This is a genomic window from Pseudoalteromonas agarivorans (assembly GCF_024518735.1).
In the GTDB taxonomy this organism is placed as follows: Bacteria; Pseudomonadota; Gammaproteobacteria; order Enterobacterales; family Alteromonadaceae; genus Pseudoalteromonas; species Pseudoalteromonas atlantica.
Genome location: NZ_JANIGJ010000013.1, coordinates 60,348 through 82,311 on the forward strand (window position 1 = coordinate 60,348; position 21,964 = coordinate 82,311).

Genomic DNA, 21,964 nt, shown 5'->3' on the forward strand with positions numbered 1-21,964 from the left:
ACCATGCGGCACGAAAAAATACTGGTAGTAGAAGACGACAGAGAAATAGGGCAATTAATAACAACTCAACTTGCTGCGTTAAATTTGCATGTTGACCATGTTGTAAGCGCTGAGCTCGCACTTAAAAAAATAGCCAAACAACCTTACGGGCTTATTTTACTGGATATAAACCTGCCACAAATGGATGGCTTGAGTTTATGCCGTAAAATAAAAGAGCACTACCCTACCATTTCCGTTATTTTACTTACCGCGCTTAGTAGCGATATGGACCGTGTAATTGGTCTTGAAATGGGTGCTGATGACTATATTTGTAAACCCTTTTTTGCTCGCGAATTACAAGCCCGCGTTAAAACACAATTACGCCACCGCTCACAGCTTCTAGCAATTCAAAATAACGAAAACGACAGCCCGTGCAGCGAACAAAGGCTAAATATCGGCTCACTCAATATTGAATTTAGCTCACATCAAGTTTATTTAGACGAACAAGCACTTAACCTCACCGCCACTGAATTTGATTTACTGGTATATTTTGCTCGCCACCCAAACCATGTTTTTAGCCGCCAGCAATTGCTCGACAAAGTATGGGGGTATCAGCACAGCGGGTACGAGCATACCGTTAACTCACATATAAATAGGTTACGCGCCAAACTTGAGCTACATCATCAAGCGCCTATTATCGAAACCGTTTGGGGCGTTGGCTACAAACTAAATCCAAGCCAACTTACTTAAGAGCCTTATTATGAACCTATCTTTGTATCAAAAATTAGCGGTGTCGTTGGTGGTTATATTTTGCTTTATTTGTGCACTCGTTTACAGCTGGAGTAAACAACTAGAGCTCACCTCAAAACATCATGGCGAGCAAAACCTGCACTTAGCCCTAGCTGAGCATTTAGTACAAGATAACCCATTAATAAAAGAGGGTGTATACGACTACGCAGCCCTAGAAAACCTATTTCATACCTTAATGTTATTAGGCCCCGCATTTGAGTTTTATTTTGTAGATGAAAACGGAAAAATCCTCACTTACTCAGCGGAGCCTGGTAAAGTTAAACGCACTCATATTAATTTAGCCCCCTTAAAAAAGCTGATTAACAACCCAGCTGCAGCGCCAATTTATGGTGATGATCCAAGAAATAAAGCGCAGCAAAAAATATTCTCTGTAGCGCCTGTTTTTAATAACGATAAGCTGCAAGGATACTTGTATGTAATTATTGGCGGTGAAGCTTACGATACCTCTTTAAACACAATTAAAAATAATGACAAACTATGGCTTGCCGCATTATGGCTTGGAGCTGCACTTGCATTTTTACTGATTGCGATGCTTATTTTACTGCGCTTTTTTACCAACCCTATTCAGCGATTAGCCCGTGATGTAAGCAATATTGAAGCAGCTAATTACAGCCTTACCGATACCAAACTCAGCAACTATTCGACCCAAAAAAGTAACGAAGTGCACAGTTTAGGCCGTAACATTCAAGCTATGGTTACCCGTATTGACGAGCAATTTAAAGCTCTTGAGCAAAGCGATAAACAGCGCAAGGAGTTGCTTACTCATTTATCTCACGATTTAAGAACCCCCCTTGCCTCTTTGCAGGGGTTTTTAGAGGTGCTTAATCAGTCGGGGTCACAATTAAGCGCTCAAGAACAACAAGAATACTTACATGTATCCCTTAATAACTGCGCGCAGCTTAAACAGCTTATTGAACAAATTTTTGAATTAGCCCATTTAGAAAACGGCGAAATAAGCATTCACAAAGAAACCTTTAATTTAGGTGAGCTTATTTACGATTGCATTGCTAAGTTTTCTCTAACCGCCGAGAAAAAAGGCCTTAACTTAACGGTAGAGCCCGCAATTTGCGATTTTCCTGTAGTAGCCGATATTGCAAAACTTGAGCGTGTTTTAAGTAATTTAATTGATAACGCAATAAGGCACACACCTAAAGGCGGCAGCATAGCTGTAAACGTTAAGCGTATTGATGAAAAGCAATTATTTGTGCAGGTTTCTGATACCGGCGTGGGTATTAAGCATGATGAGCTAAACGCGATTTTTAATCCGCATTACCAGGCTTCAAATTCAAATAACGAAGGGCGCCAACAAGGTGGCTTAGGGCTGGCTATTTGTAAGGGGTTACTAAAACTTATGGATAGTGAAATAAATGTACAAAGTGAGCTGGGCAAAGGCACTATGTTTAGCTTTAACTTGCCGCAAAAAATAAAGGTATAGCCAACGGCTATACCTTTAGAACATTACTTAATTTTTATTTTGTTAGTTTTTAATACCGGCTAAATCAAGCATAAATGCATAGTTTAGCGCAGTATCTTCTAGGCGTTTAAAGCGACCAGACGCCCCGCCATGGCCGGCTTCCATATCTATTTTAAACAGCAGTTTATTATCATCTGTTTTATAGTCACGCAGCTTTGCAACCCACTTAGCCGGTTCAAAGTATTGAACTTGTGAGTCATGTAAACCGGTAGTCACTAACATATTAGGATACGCTTGCTTTGAGACTTGATCATACGGCGAGTACGACAGCATGTAATCGTAATACTCTTTTTCATTTGGGTTACCCCACTCACCATACTCATTGGTAGTAAGTGGTATGCTTGCATCAAGCATGGTGGTGACTACATCAACAAAAGGCACTGCTGCAACCACCCCTTTATATAGCTCTGGTGCTTGGTTAACCACCGCGCCCATTAATAAACCACCAGCACTACCACCGTAGGCAAATATTTCGTCTTTTGCGCCATAACCTTGTGCCACTAATGATTTGGTTACATCAACAAAGTCGTTAAAAGTGTTCTTTTTAGTTAATAACTTTCCGTCTTCATACCATGGGCGTCCTAACATTTGCGAACCACGCACATGCGCTATAGCAAACACAAAGCCACGGTCTAATAAGCTTAAACGTGAGCTTGAAAAAGTAGGGTCCATGGTGGCGCCGTACGAGCCATAACCATATTGCAGTAATGGGTTTGTGCCATCCTTTTTAAATGCATCTTTACGGTACACTAAGCTTACCGGCACTTTTATACCATCGCGCGCACCTACAAAAATACGCTCCGAGGCATAGTTATCTGCGTTAAAATCACCTAACACGGCTTGCTGTTTAAGTAGGGTTTTATCACCCGATTTAAGGTCAATATCGTAAGACGAAACCGGTGTCGTCATACTGGTATAATAAACACGTAATTTGTCGCTGTTTATATCGTTGTTGCCATAGCTTGCAATGGTATAGGCACTGTCGTTAAAGCTTAGCGTGTGCTCATCTCCAGTCGATAAATGGCGAACAATAAGGCGCGACTGACCCAGTTCTCGCTCTTGATATACAAGGTAGTCTTTAAATAAATCAACGCCTTCTAGCTTAATATCATCGCGCGGCGCAATTACCGTTTGCCAATTTGCTTTATCATGCGCTTTATCTACATCCACCTTCATAAGCTGAAAGTTAACCGCATTTAAGTTAGTGACGATGTAATACGTATTGCCAAGCTTTGAAATACTGTATTCTAGGTCGTCCTCACGCTCAATTAAGCGCTTAGGTTTTGCTTTATTATCATCTGCGCTGAGTACCGACATACCAGAGGCATTGGTGCTGCTGTGCCAAATATATATTTCTGAGCCATCTTTGCTCTTACTAATACCCGTGTAATAACTTGTATCAGCTTCTTCGTAAATAAGTTCATCATCGCTTTGCGGTGTACCTAAAGTATGGCGAAAAACTTGATAGCCAAGTAAGGTTTGTGCATCTTTTTTAATGTAGTAAAAGGTTTTATTATCGTTTGCCCAAATAACGCCGCCATTTGTTCCCTCAAGCGTGTCTTCGAGTAATTGACCTGTGGTTAAATCTTTTACCTTTATGGTGTAAATTCTACGGCTAACGGTATCTTCCCCGTACGCCATTAAATTTCCGTTAGTACTTACAGATAAGCCACTTACAGCAAAGTAGTCGTGATCTTTGGCCAACGCATTTACATCTAAAATAACTTGCTGATCAGTGCCTTTAAAATCGCTACTGCGAACATAGGTAGGGTATTCGTTTTCGCCACGCGTTTGTGATGAATAAAAATAGTCGCCTTTTTTAACAGGCACCGAGTCATCGTCTTTTTTAATACGCCCTTTTAACTCTTCAAATAACTTATCTTGCAATGTTTGAGTATGCGCAAGCATTGCCTCGGTATAAGCGTTTTCAGCATTTAAGTAACTTATAACGTCTGGCGCTTTACGCTCGTCATCACGCAACCAGTAGTAATCATCAATACGCGTATCGCCATGAATCGTCATTTCATGAGGTACTTTTTTAGCAATTGGCGCCACGGCGCTCACTGGTTTTTCTGTTTGTTGTGTTTGCATAGTAGTTGCTGTATCTGAAGGTGTACTTTTTGGCGCATTATCACACCCGGCTAGCACAGCGAGTGATAACGCGGCTAGCGTGAATGAAGAACGAATCATTATGAAATCTCTATGGTTTTTATTATTGGTGCTATTAAATATACCTAATAATAAAGCGTGGTGTAATTTAGTTTGTGAAGCTATGTAAAAAGGGAGCCGAGGCTCCCTTTAAAATAAAGTGCTAGTTATAAAATTACTTTTGTTTACGACGACGCATAAATGCAAACGGCGCAGCAAGTAACGTTAACCAAGCTAGTGAGCCCGATGAACCATTGCTTTCAGGCTCTGGTGTTGGCGTCACTGGCTGAGGGTCTGCAATGGTATCGTTAACAACGATTGATACCATAGTTTCTTCGGCGCTAGTGCCTGATGCTTCACGTACTGTGTATGTAAAGCTATCTTCACCAGAGAACTGTGCATTTGGCGTATAATCAATCGTGCCATCTTCATTCACGGTTGTAGAGCCATTTGCTGGTGCTGAAACCACTTCAACAGTTGATGCCACTAAGCTGCCTTTAATCCTTACACCTTTATGGGCAGAGAACTCTGCATTTTCTGTTTCTGAAGAGGCTACTGCGTCAAATACAAAACGCGACTCAGCCATGTCATTGGCTAATACATCAATAGTCACTGTTTGCTCTTCATCAACTTCTACTGCATCTGCAGCTGTGTAATGGCTACGATCTTTTGCAAAGGCTTGATATTGAATATCAACAACACCGCCTTTGATTTGATCGACTAAGTAGCCACTACCAATAGCATTACCCGTTGGAACTGTGTCCAGCATTGCACCTACGTTGCCATCAGCAGACTCTACACCCGCTGAGTAAGGTGCAGGTAAAGCAGGCACATCAATGTAGTTCATACGAACTTCATCAGTCCCTTCTTTTAAGATCACTTGGAACGTGTACTTATCACCTAAAGAACTACCCCAAAGCTCAACGTCATGCCATTCTACAACTACATAGCCGCTATCAAATTTAGCCACATAAAGATCACCGCCACCGCTCGTGCCACCAGCTAAATCAAAGTCAGCCCAAAGCGGCGCAATAACACCATTAGGTGTACGTGCATTAGGCATTGCTTGAGGGCTCCAGGAGTTAGTTGTATTTACATCTGCACCAACAGCAATAAAGCCGTTATCTGAGATAGTAAATGCTGAGTACTCTTTCCCATCAAAAATAAAGTCAGCTTCAACCGTAATAGTTATCTCATCACACCCGTCAGGACACGCTTGTGGCTCAATGCCTTCATCAGCCAATGAGAAGGTACCTAAGAAATCACTGCTGTTAATAGCAAATTCTTTTGGTCCCAATGTACCTGTCCAAGTTAGCTCTTTATTGTCTTCACTTAATGTTACTTCACCTGCACCATTAGTCACTTCAACAACAGGGGCAGCACCTTTAAGAAGTTCTGCATTTTCATCAAGTTTAACATTTACTGATAGCTCGTCAGTGAACAGAGTATTATTAAATTGCACACCTACTTTTGCTGGAGTAGATGAATTTAAAGAATCGGCATCGACTGTTGCACTAAACACACTGCTATTGGTTGCTTCGTTATCGTAAATAGCAAATGGTAAGTGAGCGATTTGACCTGTCTCAGTATGAGTCCACACTACGTGGCCAAAGTTCCACCCTTTTACATCGTTAAATGTTGAATCAATATCTAAGTTAAATTCAGCCATGTCAGTGCTTGTTTCTGCACCTTCAGAATCTGTAGAGGTAGAACCGTGCGCGCCAAGCATAACGGTGCTAGGCGAAACCGTAATTTCAGCGCCTTGCATATCGGTTACTACTTTTGCAGTCCACTCACCAGCAACATCAGTCATATTTTGCACGGTATTTGAGAAGCTACAAACGCTTAAACAACTAGGGTCAGCGTAAGAGCCATGAGAAAACGTAAGTGCAGCGTCTAATGCGCTTGGCATATCTAATCGACCAGCACCTACATCAAATGCATCAGCTTTGGTTACTAAGTCTTCTTTATGTAGGCCATCCATTTTAGATGAGCTCATAAGTGCCGTTTTGATTTGTACCGCATTCCACTCAGGGTGAGCTTGCTTCATCAATGCTGCCGCACCAGCAACATGAGGACTTGCCATACTTGTGCCTGTAATCGCATTAAAGGTAATACCATTACCTTCATCTGGCGAGTAAGCAGATAAAATATCTGTACCTGGCGCTGCAATATCAGGTTTTAAGAAGCTAGGCTCGCCATTAGGACCACGCGAACTTGAAGAGTTTACTGCATCAGTAAATTTCTCTTGAATTGTTCTTTTAACACTAGGGTCGAGTGAAGCAATAACAGGCTCTTCAGCTGCAGTTAACAGCTCAACCAAGCTTAAACCATCTTCTTGGCTAATCGCTGAGGCTGGAATAGTTGCCTCATCCATAGACATGCCCATTGCGCCACCAGCAACGTTGTTATGAATTATAACCGCCGTCGCGCCCGCTTTTTCAGCATTTGCCGCTTTAGTGGTAAACGCACAACTACCACGAGAGATCAATGCTACAGAGTCAGCAAATGAGATATCTTCAGCAAACTCTTCACACCCTTCAAAATTATCAGGAGCAATCACTTGCGCCGAAATAATAGGAAGTGAAATAGGGTCTGTTAATAAACCATTGCTTCCTTCAATACTTAAATAGGTTTCGCCTGCCACTTCAATTTGTTGAGAGAAGAAACGCCCTGTTTGTGTATTAGCAACTGTTAAACCAGACTCAATACAGCCTGGACAACCAATAGTTTGTGCGCCATTACCATCGTTACCCGCTGCAGTTACAACCACTACACCCGCTTCTTCTGCAGCAGTGAATAAATCACTGTATGCACTGCTTGATGGATTACCACCAGCACCACCGCCCCACGAGTTATTAATTACGTCTGCGCCATCTTTAATGGCCGCTTCTAATGCCCCCATTAGTGCAACGGTAGTACCGCTGCCTCGTCCATCGGCTGTGTGCCAAAGCGCTTTATAAGCCATTAACTGTGCCGCTGGTGCAACACCTGAAATTGACACGTTATTGTCTTGGTAAGTAATTTCAATTGGGTTACCTACAGCAGTACCAGCAACATGCGTTCCGTGACCGTCGTAACCGAGTGGAGAACCTATATATTCGTCAGGGTGAACATCACTTGGTGTTGGGCCAAATGCACGCGCCACAATTAATTTATTATTACAAAAATCGGCTTCTCCACCCTCTATACGACAGTAATCTGGGTTTTCTGCAATGTAAGCTGCTTCTTCTTCACTAAAATCTGCAGCTGCAAAACCCACATCTGAAAACATAGGGTTTTCTGGGCGAATACCCGAGTCAATAATAGCAACTTTAACGCCTTTACCAGCTTCAGACTGACCACCAAGCGCCTGCCATGCCTCAACGCCTCTAATCACATCAATAGAAGCATCCATTAATGTGTGGTACTCAGTATCTAAAAATACTTTTTTTACACCCGCAAGTTTAGCGAGTTTTTCACGTTGACCTTGCTCACCTTCTACCACGATACCGTTGAATAACGTACTAAATGAATGTGAAACTGAGCCACCGCTAACAGATGCGGCTACTTGCGCTACACTTTTTTGTTTTGCTTTTAAGTAGCTGCTGTACTTTAACGCAGGTGCTGAAGATAGATTAACTTTACTATCCCCAGTTACTGCTGCAGAGGTTGCTTCAAGCCCTGCAATGCCGCCTTTGTAGGTTGCTAGCGGCTCGTCTTCAAGCTGGATAATATAGCGTGCTTTAGTAGAAATGGTTTTATCTTGAGAGTATGTTTTTACACTTGATGTTTCTGGGACATATCCTTTAGATAAATCAGGTGCGGCGGCTGCACCGTATGACATCATAGCTAAACCTATAGCTGATGAAATAGCGGTTCTTTTCAGTGTTATATTAGACATTATTTCCCCTGGAGTGAGTTTTATATTATTGTATTTACTCAATTCAATGTGATTAGAATTGTGATTTTAATATAGAACTACAGCCCTCAGGCTAGCAACAACTCAATTACAAGTGGATTACAAAACTGCAGGAATAGCATCGCAAAAACATCACAACAAACTAATTTTAAATAAGTTTTTCTCTTTCTGTAATTTGTAAATCACTGTAAACAAAACCTAACTTCTCTATGGAAAATGAATGAGTAACGACGTTATAAATATTTTAACCATGGCTAAAGTAATTCAGACTGCCGTCGCCCCTGTCTTTTTAATTACGGGTATTGCTGCCACGCTCGGGGTTCTATCTAATCGTTTAGCCCGCATTACTGACCGTGCGCGACAACTTGAGCGAAAACTCAAGGTAAGCACCGATGAAGACTTTAATAAAACCCTAGCCACAGAGCTGCGAGCCCTGTTAAAACGCTCTCGATGTATTCATATTGCTTTTAGTATGAGCGTGCTAAGCGCCTTGCTAGTATGCGCTGTGGTTATGCTGCTGTTTTTATCACACATTCAGTCTATTAATTTAGGGGTAACAATTGCCAGCTGTTTTGTGGCTGCAATGGCCTTATTAATATGTGGTTTTATGTCGTTACTTGGCGAGGTATTTTTGGCCACACGTAGTATGCGCCGAGGGATGATATTTGCTGATATTAACGATTAGCAATAAAAAAGCCCGAGATTTTCTCGGGCTTTTATCACAACATTTTAATTTTATTGTGCAGTATAAATAGTCTCTAACACTTCAATTCGCGCTTCTTTAGTATAATCAGATGACTTTAATTGCTCTGCAGCAGCTAAAATATCTTGACCATCATTAACAGCTAAAACCGCTATTTTAGTACCTGGGAAAACAGACACTACCTTTAAGCCAGACAGCTGAGCTACCTCTGTTGCGTTCATGCCATCTTTAAGCAAAACAGTAATATTGCCAGAAAGCGACGTTAAGTTGTTTGTTAGGACATTACGTACCAGTGTACCTTTTGTTACTAACGATGAAGCCTCAGAAGACTCAACAACCGCCATCTCACCTTTAGTAGAAACAACATACTCATCAGCAGCAACACTTGTTGGTACTAAACGTAAGTTTTTTTCTACAACGTAAGAGCCAAAGTCGGTTTTGCTGTATTTCACACTATTTACCGGCTTTTTTGGAAGTTGCAGCTCTTTATCTGCTACTGAACTCGCTGTTGCACTTAGAGAAATACACGCAGCAGCACCTAAAATAACTAATTTATTCATTTTCATATCTATATTCCTTACTCTTGACCTGCGTGACCAAATGCTCTCAACGAAACGCCTTCTAAAACGCTTGCGGCACGGTTATTTGAAATACCTACGGCACCAAGTCCGTTATCCCCGCCATCGCTGAATGCAAAGCTATCTGCTGCTGCATCAAGAACACGAATAGTCCAAGTACCTTTTGTTGTCTCGCCATAGAAAGCATTAGACAGTAGTACCGCATCTTTTAAAACATAGCCTGTGTTCCAACCGTTAGTAAAGCTATAAGCTGGGTAAAATAGAGCTTGCTTAGACGCTAGTAATACACTGCGTGTGCCTGATGGAGACGTCACTTCAATTGCTAAATCGGTACCAGCAGAGGTTTGCGTACCATCCGCTAAACCAAAGCCCATTTCAGTATTGCTCACATCAAACTTAAACTGCATTGCTTCAATGTTTAGCTCTTCTTCAACAGTGATTTGCTGTGTAACACCCGCGGCACTGTTATCTGGGATTTCTAGTGTAAGAGCCTCTTCTTCAACAACAGAGCCAACACCACTCCAATCTGTAATAACTTGCTCACCTAATGCTACGTCGTACTCTTTTGCCATCGCAACTGCAGCACCAGCATCTACACGTCCAAAACCGTATAAGTTATTAAAGTTATAACCTGCTGCATTTTCAACCCAGCCGTCATGCGCTACAAATTCACCTTCACCAACGCTTAGCGTTACAACTTCATCTTCTGCATCGTTGACTGTGCTTGTAGTAGCTAAGATATGACGAACATCACGCCATGTTAGCTCTGAATTAGCTGATAAAATCAGTGATACTACACCTGACGCATTAGGTGCTGCCGAAGAAGTACCATTAAACGTTGAGGTATAGTTACAGCTAGCGTTATCTTCATGTCCTGGGTAGTTGAATGGGTATTGCGATGCAGCAAAGTCTTCACCATATGCTGCAGCCCATGCCGTAATCGAGCTACCATTAAAGCCTGAGTACCCATTAATACAGGTCATTTGATCAGTTGTTACCATGGCAGGCGCCCAGCGCCCATATTCACCCGCAGGGGCTGAAACCATTAAGTTAGCACCACCGCTTGAGTAGCTTGTATGCGTACCATCAGCATTTACAGCTGCAACGCTTAAGTAATATGGATGACCTTGGCTTGGCTCAAACGCGCCGTTATAACAAGTAAGACCTAGCTCATTTGCGCCATTATCGGCACATAATGACCCTTCACCGCTACCATCTACAAACGAGTTACCGCTCGATTTCATGTTTAGGGCACCTTTACCATCACGAAGGTTAAGGTTAGGGTAAGACTCGATAGCTTCATCTAGCTCTGAGTAGCCAATAAACGTTGGGAAGGTAATACCGTAGCTGCGGTTAAAAGCAGAAATATTTTCTGACGTGCTAATACCGCTACCTGGGAAACCATGCGCGAGTAAATCAGTTTGCTCAATTTTATCGCCACCTAGGTAGTTCATGCCAATTAGACCAGCATCTGGTGCAACACCGCGCCCGCCCTTACCATTCCAACCTTTCGCTGCAATTAAGCCTGCAACACTGGTACCGTGGTCGCCACTGTTTGACAGACTTGTAGGGTCGGTGCGATCCAACACATCAACATCTAAATTTAAAGAACGGTTTGGTAAAACGTTATCAACTAAGTCTTCGTGACGAATTTCCATACCAGAGTCAACAACAACCGCCGTTACGCCAGCACCTGTAACACCTTGAGCGTACGCAGCTGCTACGTTCATATCTTCGCCAGCAACCAATTCTTCTGCTTCTGATTCAGCAAAATCCTCGTCAAAAATAGTTTGCGCTTCTTCTTCGCTGTAACCTAATTGGTTGACATATAAATCAATTAGGCCTTGTTTCATATCATCGCTTAAAGCATACGACTTTTGACCTGTGTTACGCAGGTGCCATTGCTGATTAGCCAAAGGATCTGACGCAATATCACTAATTGTTAATTGCGCAGACGCCGATTTACCATTGGCATTAGCGGTGTAATCAATTACCGCGTCTTCGCCTGAAACAGGAACGTAAGTAAAGGTATCGCCTTCAACTGTTAACAAGCCATGGCTAAAAGTATATACGCCATCTTGCGCTTCAACCGCTTCACCATTTTCAGTAAATGTATAACTAAGTGTATCGCCATCGTTATCACTTGCATTAAACTCAGCCGTTACAGGTACCCATTGCTTTAAGCCGGCAACGGCTACATCGCTTGCTTTTGGTGCAACATCAGTTACTACAGCAACTTGGCTATTATTGTCATTGTCGCTGCCACCACACCCAGCAAGGGTCATAACTACTGCGGCAGAAAGTGCCGACATTTTAAAAATATTATGCTTCATAAACTTCCTTCGTTAATTATTTTTATGATGACTCAAGGTACACAACAGGGCACTTAATAACAACGCACTGTTTACAGTCGTTAACAATAAACTGACAAGCTGTAATGATATATTCAGAAAACAAGCTATGGGTCATTAAAGTTTCACTTGAATAAAATAAGTAATCGATTCAAGATGTCTAATTAGTAGATATAATTTCTTACAGGGGCAAAACATGAAATTAAAACAATTTTTAGCAGGGGTTGCTTTAGCAACATGTACACTTAGCGTATCTGCAAATACTGCATTTAAAGAGCCAAGTGATGCTATTGAATACCGTCAAGCTGCGTTTTCTATGATTTCAGTGCAAATTAGCGATATGGGCGCGATGCTAAAAGGTAAAATTCCTTTTGATGCAGAGCAATTTAAAATGCGCGCTAATAACGCAGCAGCCCTTTCTAAAATGCCATGGGAAGCGTTTTACGAAGGCACTGATAAAGGTGATACAGCAGCATTAGCTGATGTATGGTCTGATAATGCAACCTTTGTTAAAAAAGCCAATGCCTTTGCTGCCAATGCAGATAAGCTAGCTTTAGCAGCTCAATCTGGCGATAAGGCGGTAATTGGTAAAGCATTTGGCGCATGGGCCAAAGGCTGTAAAGATTGCCACAAGCAATTTAAAGACTAATTACAATTAAAACAATGCACACTAAAACGGCGCTTTATGCGCCGTTTTGTTTTTTTGTTAGCTATTAACTTAGCAAATAACTAAGTGGTTCTTTGCCCCACGTAACAGCCAGTAGCACTAACAATCCAACAAAAATAGCCCACGCCAACCAAGGAGCTTTCGTGTTATCTATATTAGTTTGAGTGGCTTGCTCGCTGTTAGCCTGTTCACCAGTGATCATTGCTTTGACAAGTGGTTTTCCTTTTATTTTATACACAACAATGGCAGTAACATGCAGGCAAATGGCATAAAATAAAATATCGAAATTAAGGCGGTGCAGCCAATTTGCAAAATCAACTGTTGAGCTCGACACATACTCAACCAAAGGCCCATCAGTCAAAATGCCATCACTGCTCATTAGCCCGGTCACTAACTGCACTATAATAAGTACAAAAAACAACAAAACCATGTAGCTACCTGGCGCCGAATGACCCACCCCTTTACTAGGATTTTTAAACTCTTTAAGTACTGCTATTGGCGAGTGCAGTAACGCGCTTAATTTTGCCGTTTTACTGCCCACCAGCCCCCATACTAAACGGGTCACTATTAATGCGATTGCGAAAAAGCCAGCCACAAAATGAAGCTCAATCATGCCCTCGTCAATGCTAAAGTAAAGCACAGCAATATTAATCACTAATAACCAATGAAAGCTTCTTATAAAGCCATCCCATACTTTTATACTTTGCATATAAATCCTCAACTTGTTGCCTGGCTCTGGCACATTATTTTGATACTAAAGCCATTATTCCAAAGTTTTACTACCGCTGCATTAATGATATTACATAAAGCACTATTTATGGCACACTAAACGCACAAACTTATTACTTACTTGTATTAATGAATATAACTAAACGCGCAGTATTAAAAGGTTTTTTTGATATGCTCCCGCTTTGCCTGGCGGTCGTTCCTTGGGGAATATTATGTGGCTCTTTAGCGATTCAAAATGGCTTTAGTGCCTTTGAAACACAAGCAATGTCATTACTTGTATTCGCGGGTTCTGCACAATTAGTTGCAATTGAACTAATGGCCGGTAACACCCCTTTGCTGACTATTTTATTTACCACATTTATTATTAGCTCTCGGCATTTTTTATACGGTTTAGCCGTACGTCATAAAGTTATTTCACAGCCATTACGGTGGCGCTTACCAATAAGTTTTGTACTAACCGACGAGCTGTTTGCCTTTTCGCATCACCGCAAAGCCTATAAAACAAAAGCGCGCCTAATATACGCTTTAAGCGCGGGTTTTAGTTTTTATATTGCATGGAACCTTTGGACACTCATAGGCATAGTTGCAGGTAGTGTACTCCCTGATTTAACAAATTTAGGGCTCGACTTTGCTATTGCAGCTACATTTATTGCGCTTGTGGTACCGGGCATAAAAAATTTAGCCTCGCTGGTTACAGTGATTGTTGCGGGTATTAGCGCCACAGTTTTAAAAAGCACAGGGTTTGAGTTGTGGTTGGTTTGTGCAGCTTTACTTGCAATGAGTGCAGGCTACTTTACTGCAAGGCTTACACAAAAAAAGGACAGCCCGTTATGATGCTCACTATATTATTAATGGCGTGTATTACCTTTTTTACTCGTTACTTATTTTTACATCAACGCCTTGGTTTTAAAGTGGGCCCTAAAATGCAGCAGTTTTTAAGCTTTAGCGCACCCGCTGTACTAACCGCTATTTGGGTACCTATTATTTTTATAAATGAAGACGGGCTCAACCTAAACTGGCACAACCCTTATTTAAGCGCAGCTATCGTTGCCATTATTGTTGCCTATAAAACACATAATATTTATTACACAACGCTTGCCAGTATGGGGGTATTTTTAATTTTAAACTAGGGCGTGTTGACCTTTAGCGTTTGAATTTGCAGCAGTATGTTTGGTTTTTAGGCAAGGCAGAGCCTGTGAAGTGTGGTTATTCCCCATAAATAGGCGATAACGTAGCATAAATGCCAAACATGCGCTGCCCTTTGGGTTCTGCCTAGGGGCGATAAACTCTTTGTTGCTCGGTTTTTACTTAGCCCACTAGGTTACAAACCTCGCGCCGCGATTTGATCGCCCCTAGGTTGAACAAATTTCAATCCGCAAAGTTCAACACGCCCTAAATAACAGCCAACCCATTGGCGCATAGTTAAGCGCGGTATTAACAAGCCTAAATTTTATACTTTTAGTAACGCGCTACAGCGGGTAGAATGTAGCTAACAACAATAAAAAAGCATCCATCATGCATGAATTTCATCAATTAACGACTACTGCGTTAGACGGTAAAACAATTAATTTTAGCGACTTTGAAGGCAAGGTTGTGCTTATTGTTAATACCGCAAGTGAGTGTGGTTTTACTAAACAGTACGAGTCGCTACAAACTCTTCATAGTAAGTACGCGAAAAGCGGATTGGTTATTATTGGTTTTCCATGTAATCAATTTGGTCAGCAAGAGCCAGGCGACGCGACGCAAATACAACAAGGCTGTTTAATTAATTACGGGGTAAGCTTTTTAATGGCCGCTAAGGTTGATGTAAACGGTCGTCACGCCCACCCTATATTTAGGTATTTAAAATCGGCCTTACCCGGCTTTTTAACACGAAAAATAAAGTGGAACTTCACCAAGTTTTTGATAGCGCCCGATGGTACACCTATCAAGCGCTATGCGCCTTTTACAAAACCAGAAAAGCTAGAAACCACTATTCAACAAGCACTCGCTAAATTAAGTACATAATAAGTAATAAAGAGGCATAAAGCCTCTTTATTGCCAATGTTTAGCCTTTAAACATGCGTAAACGCACATTCAAACCCTAATAAAAAGGCGCATTATTTTAACTAGCACAATTTAGTCTATGTAATCGTTTAAGTCGTCTTCACCTAGGTTTTTACGCAAACGTTTTTGCTCAAGGTAATCTTCCAACTTCTTTTTCACCTTTTGCTTTTTTTTGTCATGCTGATTACGCCCGACCATTTCGTACTCGTCTTCAACAAAATCATCATCTAGCGCATCGTAACTAAATGTCTTACCCACAACCCACTCCATAAAGTGTTTGAGACCAACTCAGGTTTATTCCTGCACTTGGTAAATTAAAAATGTTTAGCGCTAAAATACGAACAAATTAGCACCAAAATAAAGCCACGTGACTATCGTAAATAGCCTTCATGTCAATATTGTGAATAAATAGCGCTAAATTAAGAAAGTGGAAAGTGAGAGTTTTTTATCGTTTCGACAAATAAAATTTATCATTTATTTATTTTTAGTGTTTTTGACTAAAAAGTAGTTTATTTATCAAAATTAAAAATCATTACAAACACACAAATTTTCATAACTTACTGTTTTAAAATAAAAATAAATAATGGCACCAAACTTGTTAATACTTAGCCGTCATCAACAATTATTAGAGAATAAACATGAAAAATTTACTATTAGTAAGCGCTTTAATTTGTACACCCGCTGCAATGGCACATAACGATAACAATGCGGGTATTTCGTTTAGCAATGAGCAGTGCAATGTAGAGTTTAAAAACGATGTACGCATTAAACCTAGCGAATTAGAAATTTTTACCGCATCTAATCAATTCATGCGCTTTAACAGCAATGGCAACTTAACTATAAATGGCGAACAAGTATCCATTAACAGCGAACAACGCCAAGCGCTTACCCAGTATTCAGACAACTTACGTACGCAGCTACCTGAGGTCGCTAATATTGCCCTAGACGGAGTAAAAATAGCCGGTGTAGCACTAGAGGAAGTAGCCAACGCATTTAATATTGATGGCCTTGATGACTTATCTGGTCTGATGGACGATATAAGACTTGAAGTAGAAAACACCTTTTATCAACAAGGTACGTTTGTAATGGGCCAACAAAGCTTTAATCAATTTGGTGAAAACTTTGAACACCAATTTGAGGAGCAAATAGAAACCGTGGTTGAGTCTGCCGTTATGCAATCAATGGGCAGTATTTTAGTTGCTTTAGGCTCTGAGCTGCTTGGTTCGGGTGGAGATATGGATGCATTTGAGCAACGCATGGAAAATATGGGCGCGCAAATAGAAGAAAAAGTAGAGCTGCATGCCAGTGCGCTTGAAAAGCGTGCCAACTCTTTATGCGACAGCTTTGCCAACATAGCACAGCAAGAAGAGCAATTAGTAGCGCAGTTACCGCAGCTAAAAGGCTACGAGTTATTTACCATTAAACAAAACTAATACACCGCACCGTATTTAACATCCCTTTAGCAGCACTTGTATATTAGGTGCTGCTTTTTTCATTCTTTTAGCGTGTGAGCCAGCGCACCTAACGTGGTAATAGCCTGGTCTATTTTTTCGCTCCACTGCACCCCGTAACTTAGCCTAATACAGCTTTTATACTTATTACTTGCTGAAAAAATAAGTCCGGGGGTTATGCTAATACCAGCTTCTAACGCCAGTAAAAATAACTTTTGACTGTCTACCCCTTGGCCTAAATCAAGCCAAATAACACACCCACCTTTAGGGTCACTAATACGCGTATTTTTAGGCATCGCGTTTAATAAGCACCACCGCATGCGCTCTTTGTTATTACGTAAGCGCTGCCTAAGTACTTTTAAATTACGGTCATACTCACCACTGGCTATAAACTCAGAAAGCGTCCACTGATTTATAAGTGAGGCAGAGCAACTTAATGCACGCTTATGCTGGCGCGCTTGACCTGCAAACTTGCCTGCTATTAACCAACCTACTCGATAACTTGGTGCAGCCGTTTTTGAAAACGAGGCGCAGCTGATCACAAGCCCCTTTTTTGAATACGCTAAAGCTGGCGTGCCACGCTTGGCAGTAAAGTGCAGATCACCGTACACATCATCTTCTATAAGCACAACATTATGTGACTCTATTAAGTCCACCATTTGCATGCGGCTTTCATCGCTCATAAAGCTGCCAACCGGATTATTTATGGCGGTCGAAAACAAGCATGCTTTTATATCATGTTGCTCAAGCGCTTGAGCTAAGTCGTTAAGCCAAATGCCATTGTCGGGGCATAGCGGAATTTCAAGCGCCTTTAAACCTAAGCTCTCTATTAGTTCAATAATGCCGTGATAACACGGGGTTTCAATTGCAACCACATCGCCGGGCTTAGTAACACACTTAAGTGCGATAGCCAGCGCCTCTTGCGCGCCATTGGTGATCACCAGTTCATCTATATTTACACCAATACCAAAGCCTAAGTATCTATGCACTAATTGCTTTTTAAGCGCAGCAAAACCATCAATAGGGCCATAATTAATAACACTCGCCCCAGCAATTGTCATAACCCGGCGCATGGTACGGACTAAAGCTTTATCGGTAGGCGCGGCAGCAACGGGATTGGCAATACCAAAGGCAATTACATTAGGTTGATGAATAGCGCTGTATACCTGCTCTATTAACGCTTGTTTATTTACAGTGACAGGCTCGCGGCTTAGTTTTACACGCTTTGGCAAACTGTAAACCGTATTAAGCACCGTTAAAAAGTAGCCCGATTTTTCACGTGCCTCTACTAACCCTTGATCTTCTAACGCTTGATACGCTTGCTTAACCGTCGGAATGCTAATATTTAAGTTACTGGCCATTTTACGAAGCGAAGGAAGCTTTTCCCCTGGTAGTAACACCTTTTGCGCTTGCATGTCTTTAATTAGCTCAATAACTTGTTGGTATAAAAACTCGGCTTTTTGCTTATTGGCAGCTGGCTGCATATCTCGCCTCAAATCTGTATAGGTTACATTTATACTTTTCTGTATATGGTAAGTATACAGATAGACTCTAAAATAACCACTCAATCGGTTTTTTTAGAGGTTTGCCATGAAAAGCGCAGCGCTATATCTCACAACAGTGTTAATTTGGGGCTCTACGTGGCTCGCGATTTCGTTTCAGCTAGGCGATATAGCTGTGGAGCTTTCTTTGTTTTATCGCTTTGCCATAGCAGCTGCATGTATGTGGCTATTTGTGGCCTACAAAAAGCCTAATATGCGATTTTCGTTAGTCGATCATGGCTTTTTTGCTTTATTGGCCATTTCTAACTTTGGCTTAAATTATTTGCTTTTGTATTGGGCACAAAACTACCTCTCATCGGCAATGGCCTCTATTGCATTTTCAATGTTGCTAATAATGAACATAGTCAACACCCGTTTATTTTTTGCAAAGCCCATTGCCAAACGTATTTACTGCGGCGCGTTAATCGGCGTGGTGGGTATTATTTGTCTGTTTTGGCCGCATTTACAGCAATTCGACTTGAGTAATGGGGCGTTGGTCGGGTTACTACTTGCCCTTGGGGGTACCTTTGTGGCTTCATTGGGCAATATGATTAGTGTACGTAATTCTAATCGTCAAATAGGTGTGCTGCAGGGTAACGCATGGGGCATGTTATATAGCGCAATAGGTTTAGCCGTTTATGTATTAATAAATGGTATAACGGTCAGTTTTAGTGCCCCTACCAGCTATTGGCTGTCGCTATTGTATTTATCGGTTTTTGGCACTGTGATTGCGTTTGGCTGCTATTTTGCCTTGTTAAAAAACATTGGCCCCGAAAAAGCAAGCTACGCCATAGTGCTGTTTCCGTTAGTGGCCGTTGCATTAAGCAGCTTATTTGAAGGCTTTGAGTGGCATGCAAACACCTTTGCCGGCTTTAGTTTAGTACTACTGGGTAATGCAATTGTACTTACCCCCACAAAAAGAATTAACGCCTTTTTAGCAAGCCGCTGCGTTGCTAAAAATGGCTCCGTCCCCAGTTAGAGGCGTTTTTAACGCACTAACACAAAAGCGCCTACCCTACTGTAGGCGCTTTTTTATTGGTATATGAAAATTAATAGCCTGCTCCTGGATAGCAATAACCGCGGGCGTAACACCTACTAGCTCGCCATCGGCCTCAATTAATAAATCTCTAGTATTAATACGCGCCTGTTTGAGTTGGCTATAAGTAAGCTTTTTTAAAGTATGGTGGCGCTTAAAAATTAATTTAATAAAGCTATATAAATGATCAACAAGACTACCCGCTTGCATTTGGTAGCAATCAAGCAGTCCATCATCAATTTTAGCCCTAGGTGCTATTTTAATGCCGCCGCCAAAATACTGAGAGTTCGCAAATACAGTTATTAAATTTTGATAGCTACATTGCTTATTTAAAAATGCTCCATTTAGTGTGCTTTCTTTGTAAGTAAAGAGCGATTTAAAACTCGTCCACTTATATCGCCAAGCTGACATGCTTTGTAAATGACCCAACTGCTTAATTACATGAGCATCAAAACCAACACCAGCCACATTAATAAAGTAACGAGTATTAATTTTACCTACATCAATTAAGTGTGTGGGGGCATTAAAAATAGCGTTTTGCCACTGTTTAGCTGTGCAATGAAAGCGACGCGCAAAATCGTTGCCCGTACCACAAGGTAATATTGCCAAACTACATGCACTGTCAATCACACCATTAAGTGCCAAATTAAGCGTGCCATCGCCTCCAATAGCCACTGCTATTTGGCTTTTTTGTGCATTCAATTTAACGTTTGCTAAGTCGTACTCAAAATTACCTGTCGTTTTAACCGTAATATAGAGAATATTTTTCTTCTGGCATGTTTTTTTAAGCCAATCGAGGTGATCTAACACCACACTTTTTACGCTCGGTTTAACTATTATTAACAACTGCAAGTAATTTATCTCCTATTAGCCAGTACACCAGCATAAATAAGAATTAAGTTAAAATTAATTTATCTGAATAATTAATCATAAAAGTGCGTAAAAATTTACTAAAAACATTAACAAATACAAAAAACACTTATAAAACAAATCAAAACCTAGTTCCCCTGATTAAATAATTATGCAAAATGGGCACTTGGTAGTTTTAATTAAAAACAAAACAATGCAAATTCAGATAAAAATAACTAATAGCCAAGCCTTAGTTTATATTGTTGTATTTTTAAACAAAAAAGAGTCAAAATGCTCGCGATTTAAACACATACACCTTGGAGCAAAGACATGAACCCAATAAACACCCTAAACCAAAATGCAACAGCCCACGTTGGAGTAAAGCCAACTAACCGTAAAGCTAAAATGCTTGCTAAATTAAACCGTATGGGCAAAAAGTTAGCATTAAACAGCGCCGCGCAATACAAATAATCAACCTTGTTATGCTTATTAAGCAGGGGCAGTAAACAACTAACCACTATTGAAAGCCCTTCTTTAGCTCCCTTAGTTTGCTGCCACCCTTTAATTTTTAGTTTAAATCCTTCTAATTTCCCTCTATTTACAAAAAAAACCGCAATTACGCCTACTTTTTAAGCAAACAGTTTATTTGCTATTTACACGACGGTATCACCTAAGTATTATTCTGCGTCACGGAGAGATGGCAGAGTGGTCGAATGCACCGGTCTTGAAAACCGGCATAGGTTTGTAGCCTATCTAGGGTTCAAATCCCTATCTCTCCACCACTATTTAATTAATGGTATGAATAAACTACCGTTAATACAATCTGTTATGCGTTGGAGAGGTGTCCGAGTGGCCGAAGGAGCTCCCCTGCTAAGGGAGTATAGAGTTTGTAGCTCTATCGAGGGTTCGAATCCCTCCTTCTCCACCATTTCTTTTTAAAAACCGCTTAGTTGCGGTTTTTTTGTGCCTAAAATTTAACAACCAATGTATCCATGGAGGGTGAGAGTCCTCGCTAGGGTTCGATAAAATGTCTGGAACACTTTAAGCCGCCGTAGGCGTTGCGAAGCAATTAATTACATGGATGTAATTAAGCTAACCCCTCCTTCTCCATCATTTCTTATTAAAAGAGGTGAATCGAAACACATTGAATACACTGGGTAGTTACGGCATTATTAATAACAACTCCACTAACGTAAGTTTAATTATGTTTCGTTTAATTGCACCTTTAATAGGCCTTGTGGCTTTAAGTACACACGCAGCCCAAGACATTACGGTTTATAAATGTACAATTAAAGGAGTCGCTACATTTAGCCAAACACCCTGTGCTGACAATGCAGAAGTTATTAAACTAAAACAGCCACTAGTTGCCGATAAGTACGGTAATAATGCAAACTCACCCGCAATGCCTGGTGCCTCTGTAGATAACTACATTGAGATTAAAAAAATTGAGCGTGAAATTAAACGCCACCAGCTTACTATCAAAAATTATAAAGAAGACTTAGCTGACGCCAAACAACAAGCCAGCTATGTTACTCAAGATCAAGCTAATAGAATGGGCGCCGAATCAATAGCCGATGCGATAGCCACTAAAACTACGGCGATTCAAAACCGCTATAACGCATTAATTAGTGCTGTAGAGCAACAAATCTCTATTTTACAGCAGCAAAAACAGCAGCTGAGCAAACAACCTTAACTGCTAAA

19 protein-coding genes and 2 tRNA genes are annotated in these 21,964 nt (G+C 41.0%); 13 read left to right on the forward strand and 8 right to left on the reverse strand.

The genetic code is table 11. The features are described from left to right. The first annotated feature begins 3 nt into the window (after positions 1 to 3). Both NQT65_RS18270 and NQT65_RS18275 read left to right on the forward strand, forming a co-directional pair. Entirely contained in the window at positions 4 to 729 is a 726-nt protein-coding gene (locus NQT65_RS18270) for a response regulator transcription factor (protein WP_126005436.1), read from the forward strand. 10 nt (positions 730 to 739) lie between these two features. Then, a complete protein-coding gene (locus tag NQT65_RS18275) occupies positions 740 to 2,224 on the forward strand; it encodes a sensor histidine kinase (protein WP_248444109.1) in 1,485 nt (494 codons plus the stop codon). Between the two features lie 42 nt (positions 2,225 to 2,266). Here NQT65_RS18275 and NQT65_RS18280 read toward each other — a convergent pair whose 3' ends face one another. Next, positions 2,267 to 4,453, reverse strand: a complete 2,187-nt coding sequence (locus NQT65_RS18280; RefSeq protein ID WP_126005432.1) for a S9 family peptidase — start codon at positions 4,451 to 4,453, stop codon at positions 2,267 to 2,269. Between the two features lie 133 nt (positions 4,454 to 4,586). Beyond that, complete coding sequence (locus NQT65_RS18285; protein ID WP_256851722.1) at positions 4,587 to 8,294, reverse strand: S8 family serine peptidase; 3,708 nt, start codon at positions 8,292 to 8,294, stop codon at positions 4,587 to 4,589. A 238-nt stretch (positions 8,295 to 8,532) separates the two neighbouring features. Between NQT65_RS18285 and NQT65_RS18290 the strand changes: the two genes are divergently transcribed. Next, positions 8,533 to 8,997, forward strand: a complete 465-nt coding sequence (locus NQT65_RS18290; RefSeq protein ID WP_004589012.1) for a DUF2721 domain-containing protein — start codon at positions 8,533 to 8,535, stop codon at positions 8,995 to 8,997. 50 nt (positions 8,998 to 9,047) lie between these two features. Here NQT65_RS18290 and NQT65_RS18295 read toward each other — a convergent pair whose 3' ends face one another. Both NQT65_RS18295 and NQT65_RS18300 read right to left on the reverse strand, forming a co-directional pair. Next, the gene (locus NQT65_RS18295) at positions 9,048 to 9,581 is read right to left on the reverse strand and encodes a serine protease external chaperone (protein ID WP_024032099.1); all 534 of its coding nucleotides are present in this window, start codon (positions 9,579 to 9,581) and stop codon (positions 9,048 to 9,050) included. 11 nt (positions 9,582 to 9,592) lie between these two features. Beyond that, a complete protein-coding gene (locus NQT65_RS18300; protein ID WP_256851723.1) occupies positions 9,593 to 11,926 on the reverse strand; it encodes a S8 family serine peptidase in 2,334 nt (777 codons plus the stop codon). 214 nt (positions 11,927 to 12,140) lie between these two features. Between NQT65_RS18300 and NQT65_RS18305 the strand changes: the two genes are divergently transcribed. After that, a complete protein-coding gene (locus NQT65_RS18305; protein ID WP_024032101.1) occupies positions 12,141 to 12,593 on the forward strand; it encodes a c-type cytochrome in 453 nt (150 codons plus the stop codon). Positions 12,594 to 12,657: 64 nt separating this feature from the next. Here the strand turns inward: NQT65_RS18305 and NQT65_RS18310 are convergent, their stop codons facing one another. Then, positions 12,658 to 13,320, reverse strand: coding sequence for a cytochrome b/b6 domain-containing protein (locus NQT65_RS18310; protein WP_256851724.1), 663 nt, complete (start codon positions 13,318 to 13,320; stop codon positions 12,658 to 12,660). A gap of 149 nt (positions 13,321 to 13,469) precedes the next feature. On the opposite strand from NQT65_RS18310, the gene NQT65_RS18315 reads away from it, so the two are divergent. The 3 genes from NQT65_RS18315 to NQT65_RS18325 all read left to right on the forward strand — a co-directional run bounded on the left by NQT65_RS18315 (position 13,470) and on the right by NQT65_RS18325 (position 15,347). After that, positions 13,470 to 14,174, forward strand: a complete 705-nt coding sequence (locus NQT65_RS18315; RefSeq protein WP_138685495.1) for an AzlC family ABC transporter permease — start codon at positions 13,470 to 13,472, stop codon at positions 14,172 to 14,174. Further along, the gene (locus NQT65_RS18320) at positions 14,171 to 14,470 is read left to right on the forward strand and encodes an AzlD domain-containing protein (protein ID WP_256851725.1); all 300 of its coding nucleotides are present in this window, start codon (positions 14,171 to 14,173) and stop codon (positions 14,468 to 14,470) included. The genes NQT65_RS18315 and NQT65_RS18320 overlap by 4 nt, the downstream gene beginning before the upstream one ends. A gap of 385 nt (positions 14,471 to 14,855) precedes the next feature. Further along, positions 14,856 to 15,347 (forward strand): glutathione peroxidase, encoded by a 492-nt coding sequence (locus tag NQT65_RS18325; RefSeq protein WP_256851726.1) that lies wholly within the window; start codon positions 14,856 to 14,858, stop codon positions 15,345 to 15,347. Between the two features lie 111 nt (positions 15,348 to 15,458). Here the strand turns inward: NQT65_RS18325 and NQT65_RS18330 are convergent, their stop codons facing one another. Continuing rightward, positions 15,459 to 15,644, reverse strand: a complete 186-nt coding sequence (locus tag NQT65_RS18330; protein ID WP_004589020.1) for a PA3496 family putative envelope integrity protein — start codon at positions 15,642 to 15,644, stop codon at positions 15,459 to 15,461. Positions 15,645 to 16,024: 380 nt separating this feature from the next. On the opposite strand from NQT65_RS18330, the gene NQT65_RS18335 reads away from it, so the two are divergent. Then, positions 16,025 to 16,819: a YggN family protein gene (locus NQT65_RS18335; RefSeq protein ID WP_004589021.1), complete on the forward strand. Its 795-nt coding sequence runs from the start codon at positions 16,025 to 16,027 to the stop codon at positions 16,817 to 16,819. A gap of 59 nt (positions 16,820 to 16,878) precedes the next feature. Here NQT65_RS18335 and NQT65_RS18340 read toward each other — a convergent pair whose 3' ends face one another. Next, on the reverse strand, positions 16,879 to 18,321 hold the full coding sequence (locus NQT65_RS18340) for an aminotransferase-like domain-containing protein (RefSeq protein WP_256851727.1): 1,443 nt from the start codon (positions 18,319 to 18,321) through the stop codon (positions 16,879 to 16,881). A gap of 106 nt (positions 18,322 to 18,427) precedes the next feature. Between NQT65_RS18340 and NQT65_RS18345 the strand changes: the two genes are divergently transcribed. Next, positions 18,428 to 19,357 carry a DMT family transporter gene (locus NQT65_RS18345; protein WP_126005417.1) on the forward strand — a complete coding sequence of 310 codons (930 nt, stop codon included), beginning with the start codon at positions 18,428 to 18,430 and terminating at the stop codon, positions 19,355 to 19,357. Positions 19,358 to 19,393: 36 nt separating this feature from the next. On the opposite strand, the gene NQT65_RS18350 is transcribed toward NQT65_RS18345, so the two are convergent. Then, a complete protein-coding gene (locus NQT65_RS18350) occupies positions 19,394 to 20,266 on the reverse strand; it encodes a diacylglycerol/lipid kinase family protein (protein WP_126005415.1) in 873 nt (290 codons plus the stop codon). A 327-nt stretch (positions 20,267 to 20,593) separates the two neighbouring features. On the opposite strand from NQT65_RS18350, the gene NQT65_RS18355 reads away from it, so the two are divergent. From NQT65_RS18355 to NQT65_RS18370, 4 genes are all read left to right on the forward strand, one after another. Then, positions 20,594 to 20,734, forward strand: coding sequence for a hypothetical protein (locus tag NQT65_RS18355; protein ID WP_164521604.1), 141 nt, complete (start codon positions 20,594 to 20,596; stop codon positions 20,732 to 20,734). Between the two features lie 220 nt (positions 20,735 to 20,954). After that, a tRNA-Ser gene (locus NQT65_RS18360) sits at positions 20,955 to 21,045 on the forward strand. Positions 21,046 to 21,098: 53 nt separating this feature from the next. Further along, positions 21,099 to 21,191: transfer RNA gene (locus tag NQT65_RS18365), tRNA-Ser, on the forward strand. 276 nt (positions 21,192 to 21,467) lie between these two features. Beyond that, a complete protein-coding gene (locus NQT65_RS18370; RefSeq protein ID WP_164521603.1) occupies positions 21,468 to 21,956 on the forward strand; it encodes an RNA-binding protein in 489 nt (162 codons plus the stop codon). Positions 21,957 to 21,964: the final 8 nt, after the last annotated feature.

Coding starts and splice junctions, on each gene's coding strand:
- NQT65_RS18270 (WP_126005436.1), top strand. CDS start 4: ATGCGGCACGAAAAAATACTGGTAGTAGAAGACGACAGAGAAATAGGG.
- NQT65_RS18275 (WP_248444109.1), top strand. CDS start 740: ATGAACCTATCTTTGTATCAAAAATTAGCGGTGTCGTTGGTGGTTATA.
- NQT65_RS18280 (WP_126005432.1), bottom strand. CDS start 4,453: ATGATTCGTTCTTCATTCACGCTAGCCGCGTTATCACTCGCTGTGCTA.
- NQT65_RS18285 (WP_256851722.1), bottom strand. CDS start 8,294: ATGTCTAATATAACACTGAAAAGAACCGCTATTTCATCAGCTATAGGT.
- NQT65_RS18290 (WP_004589012.1), top strand. CDS start 8,533: ATGAGTAACGACGTTATAAATATTTTAACCATGGCTAAAGTAATTCAG.
- NQT65_RS18295 (WP_024032099.1), bottom strand. CDS start 9,581: ATGAAAATGAATAAATTAGTTATTTTAGGTGCTGCTGCGTGTATTTCT.
- NQT65_RS18300 (WP_256851723.1), bottom strand. CDS start 11,926: ATGAAGCATAATATTTTTAAAATGTCGGCACTTTCTGCCGCAGTAGTT.
- NQT65_RS18305 (WP_024032101.1), top strand. CDS start 12,141: ATGAAATTAAAACAATTTTTAGCAGGGGTTGCTTTAGCAACATGTACA.
- NQT65_RS18310 (WP_256851724.1), bottom strand. CDS start 13,320: ATGCAAAGTATAAAAGTATGGGATGGCTTTATAAGAAGCTTTCATTGG.
- NQT65_RS18315 (WP_138685495.1), top strand. CDS start 13,470: ATGAATATAACTAAACGCGCAGTATTAAAAGGTTTTTTTGATATGCTC.
- NQT65_RS18320 (WP_256851725.1), top strand. CDS start 14,171: ATGATGCTCACTATATTATTAATGGCGTGTATTACCTTTTTTACTCGT.
- NQT65_RS18325 (WP_256851726.1), top strand. CDS start 14,856: ATGCATGAATTTCATCAATTAACGACTACTGCGTTAGACGGTAAAACA.
- NQT65_RS18335 (WP_004589021.1), top strand. CDS start 16,025: ATGAAAAATTTACTATTAGTAAGCGCTTTAATTTGTACACCCGCTGCA.
- NQT65_RS18340 (WP_256851727.1), bottom strand. CDS start 18,321: ATGCAGCCAGCTGCCAATAAGCAAAAAGCCGAGTTTTTATACCAACAA.
- NQT65_RS18345 (WP_126005417.1), top strand. CDS start 18,428: ATGAAAAGCGCAGCGCTATATCTCACAACAGTGTTAATTTGGGGCTCT.
- NQT65_RS18355 (WP_164521604.1), top strand. CDS start 20,594: ATGAACCCAATAAACACCCTAAACCAAAATGCAACAGCCCACGTTGGA.
- NQT65_RS18370 (WP_164521603.1), top strand. CDS start 21,468: ATGTTTCGTTTAATTGCACCTTTAATAGGCCTTGTGGCTTTAAGTACA.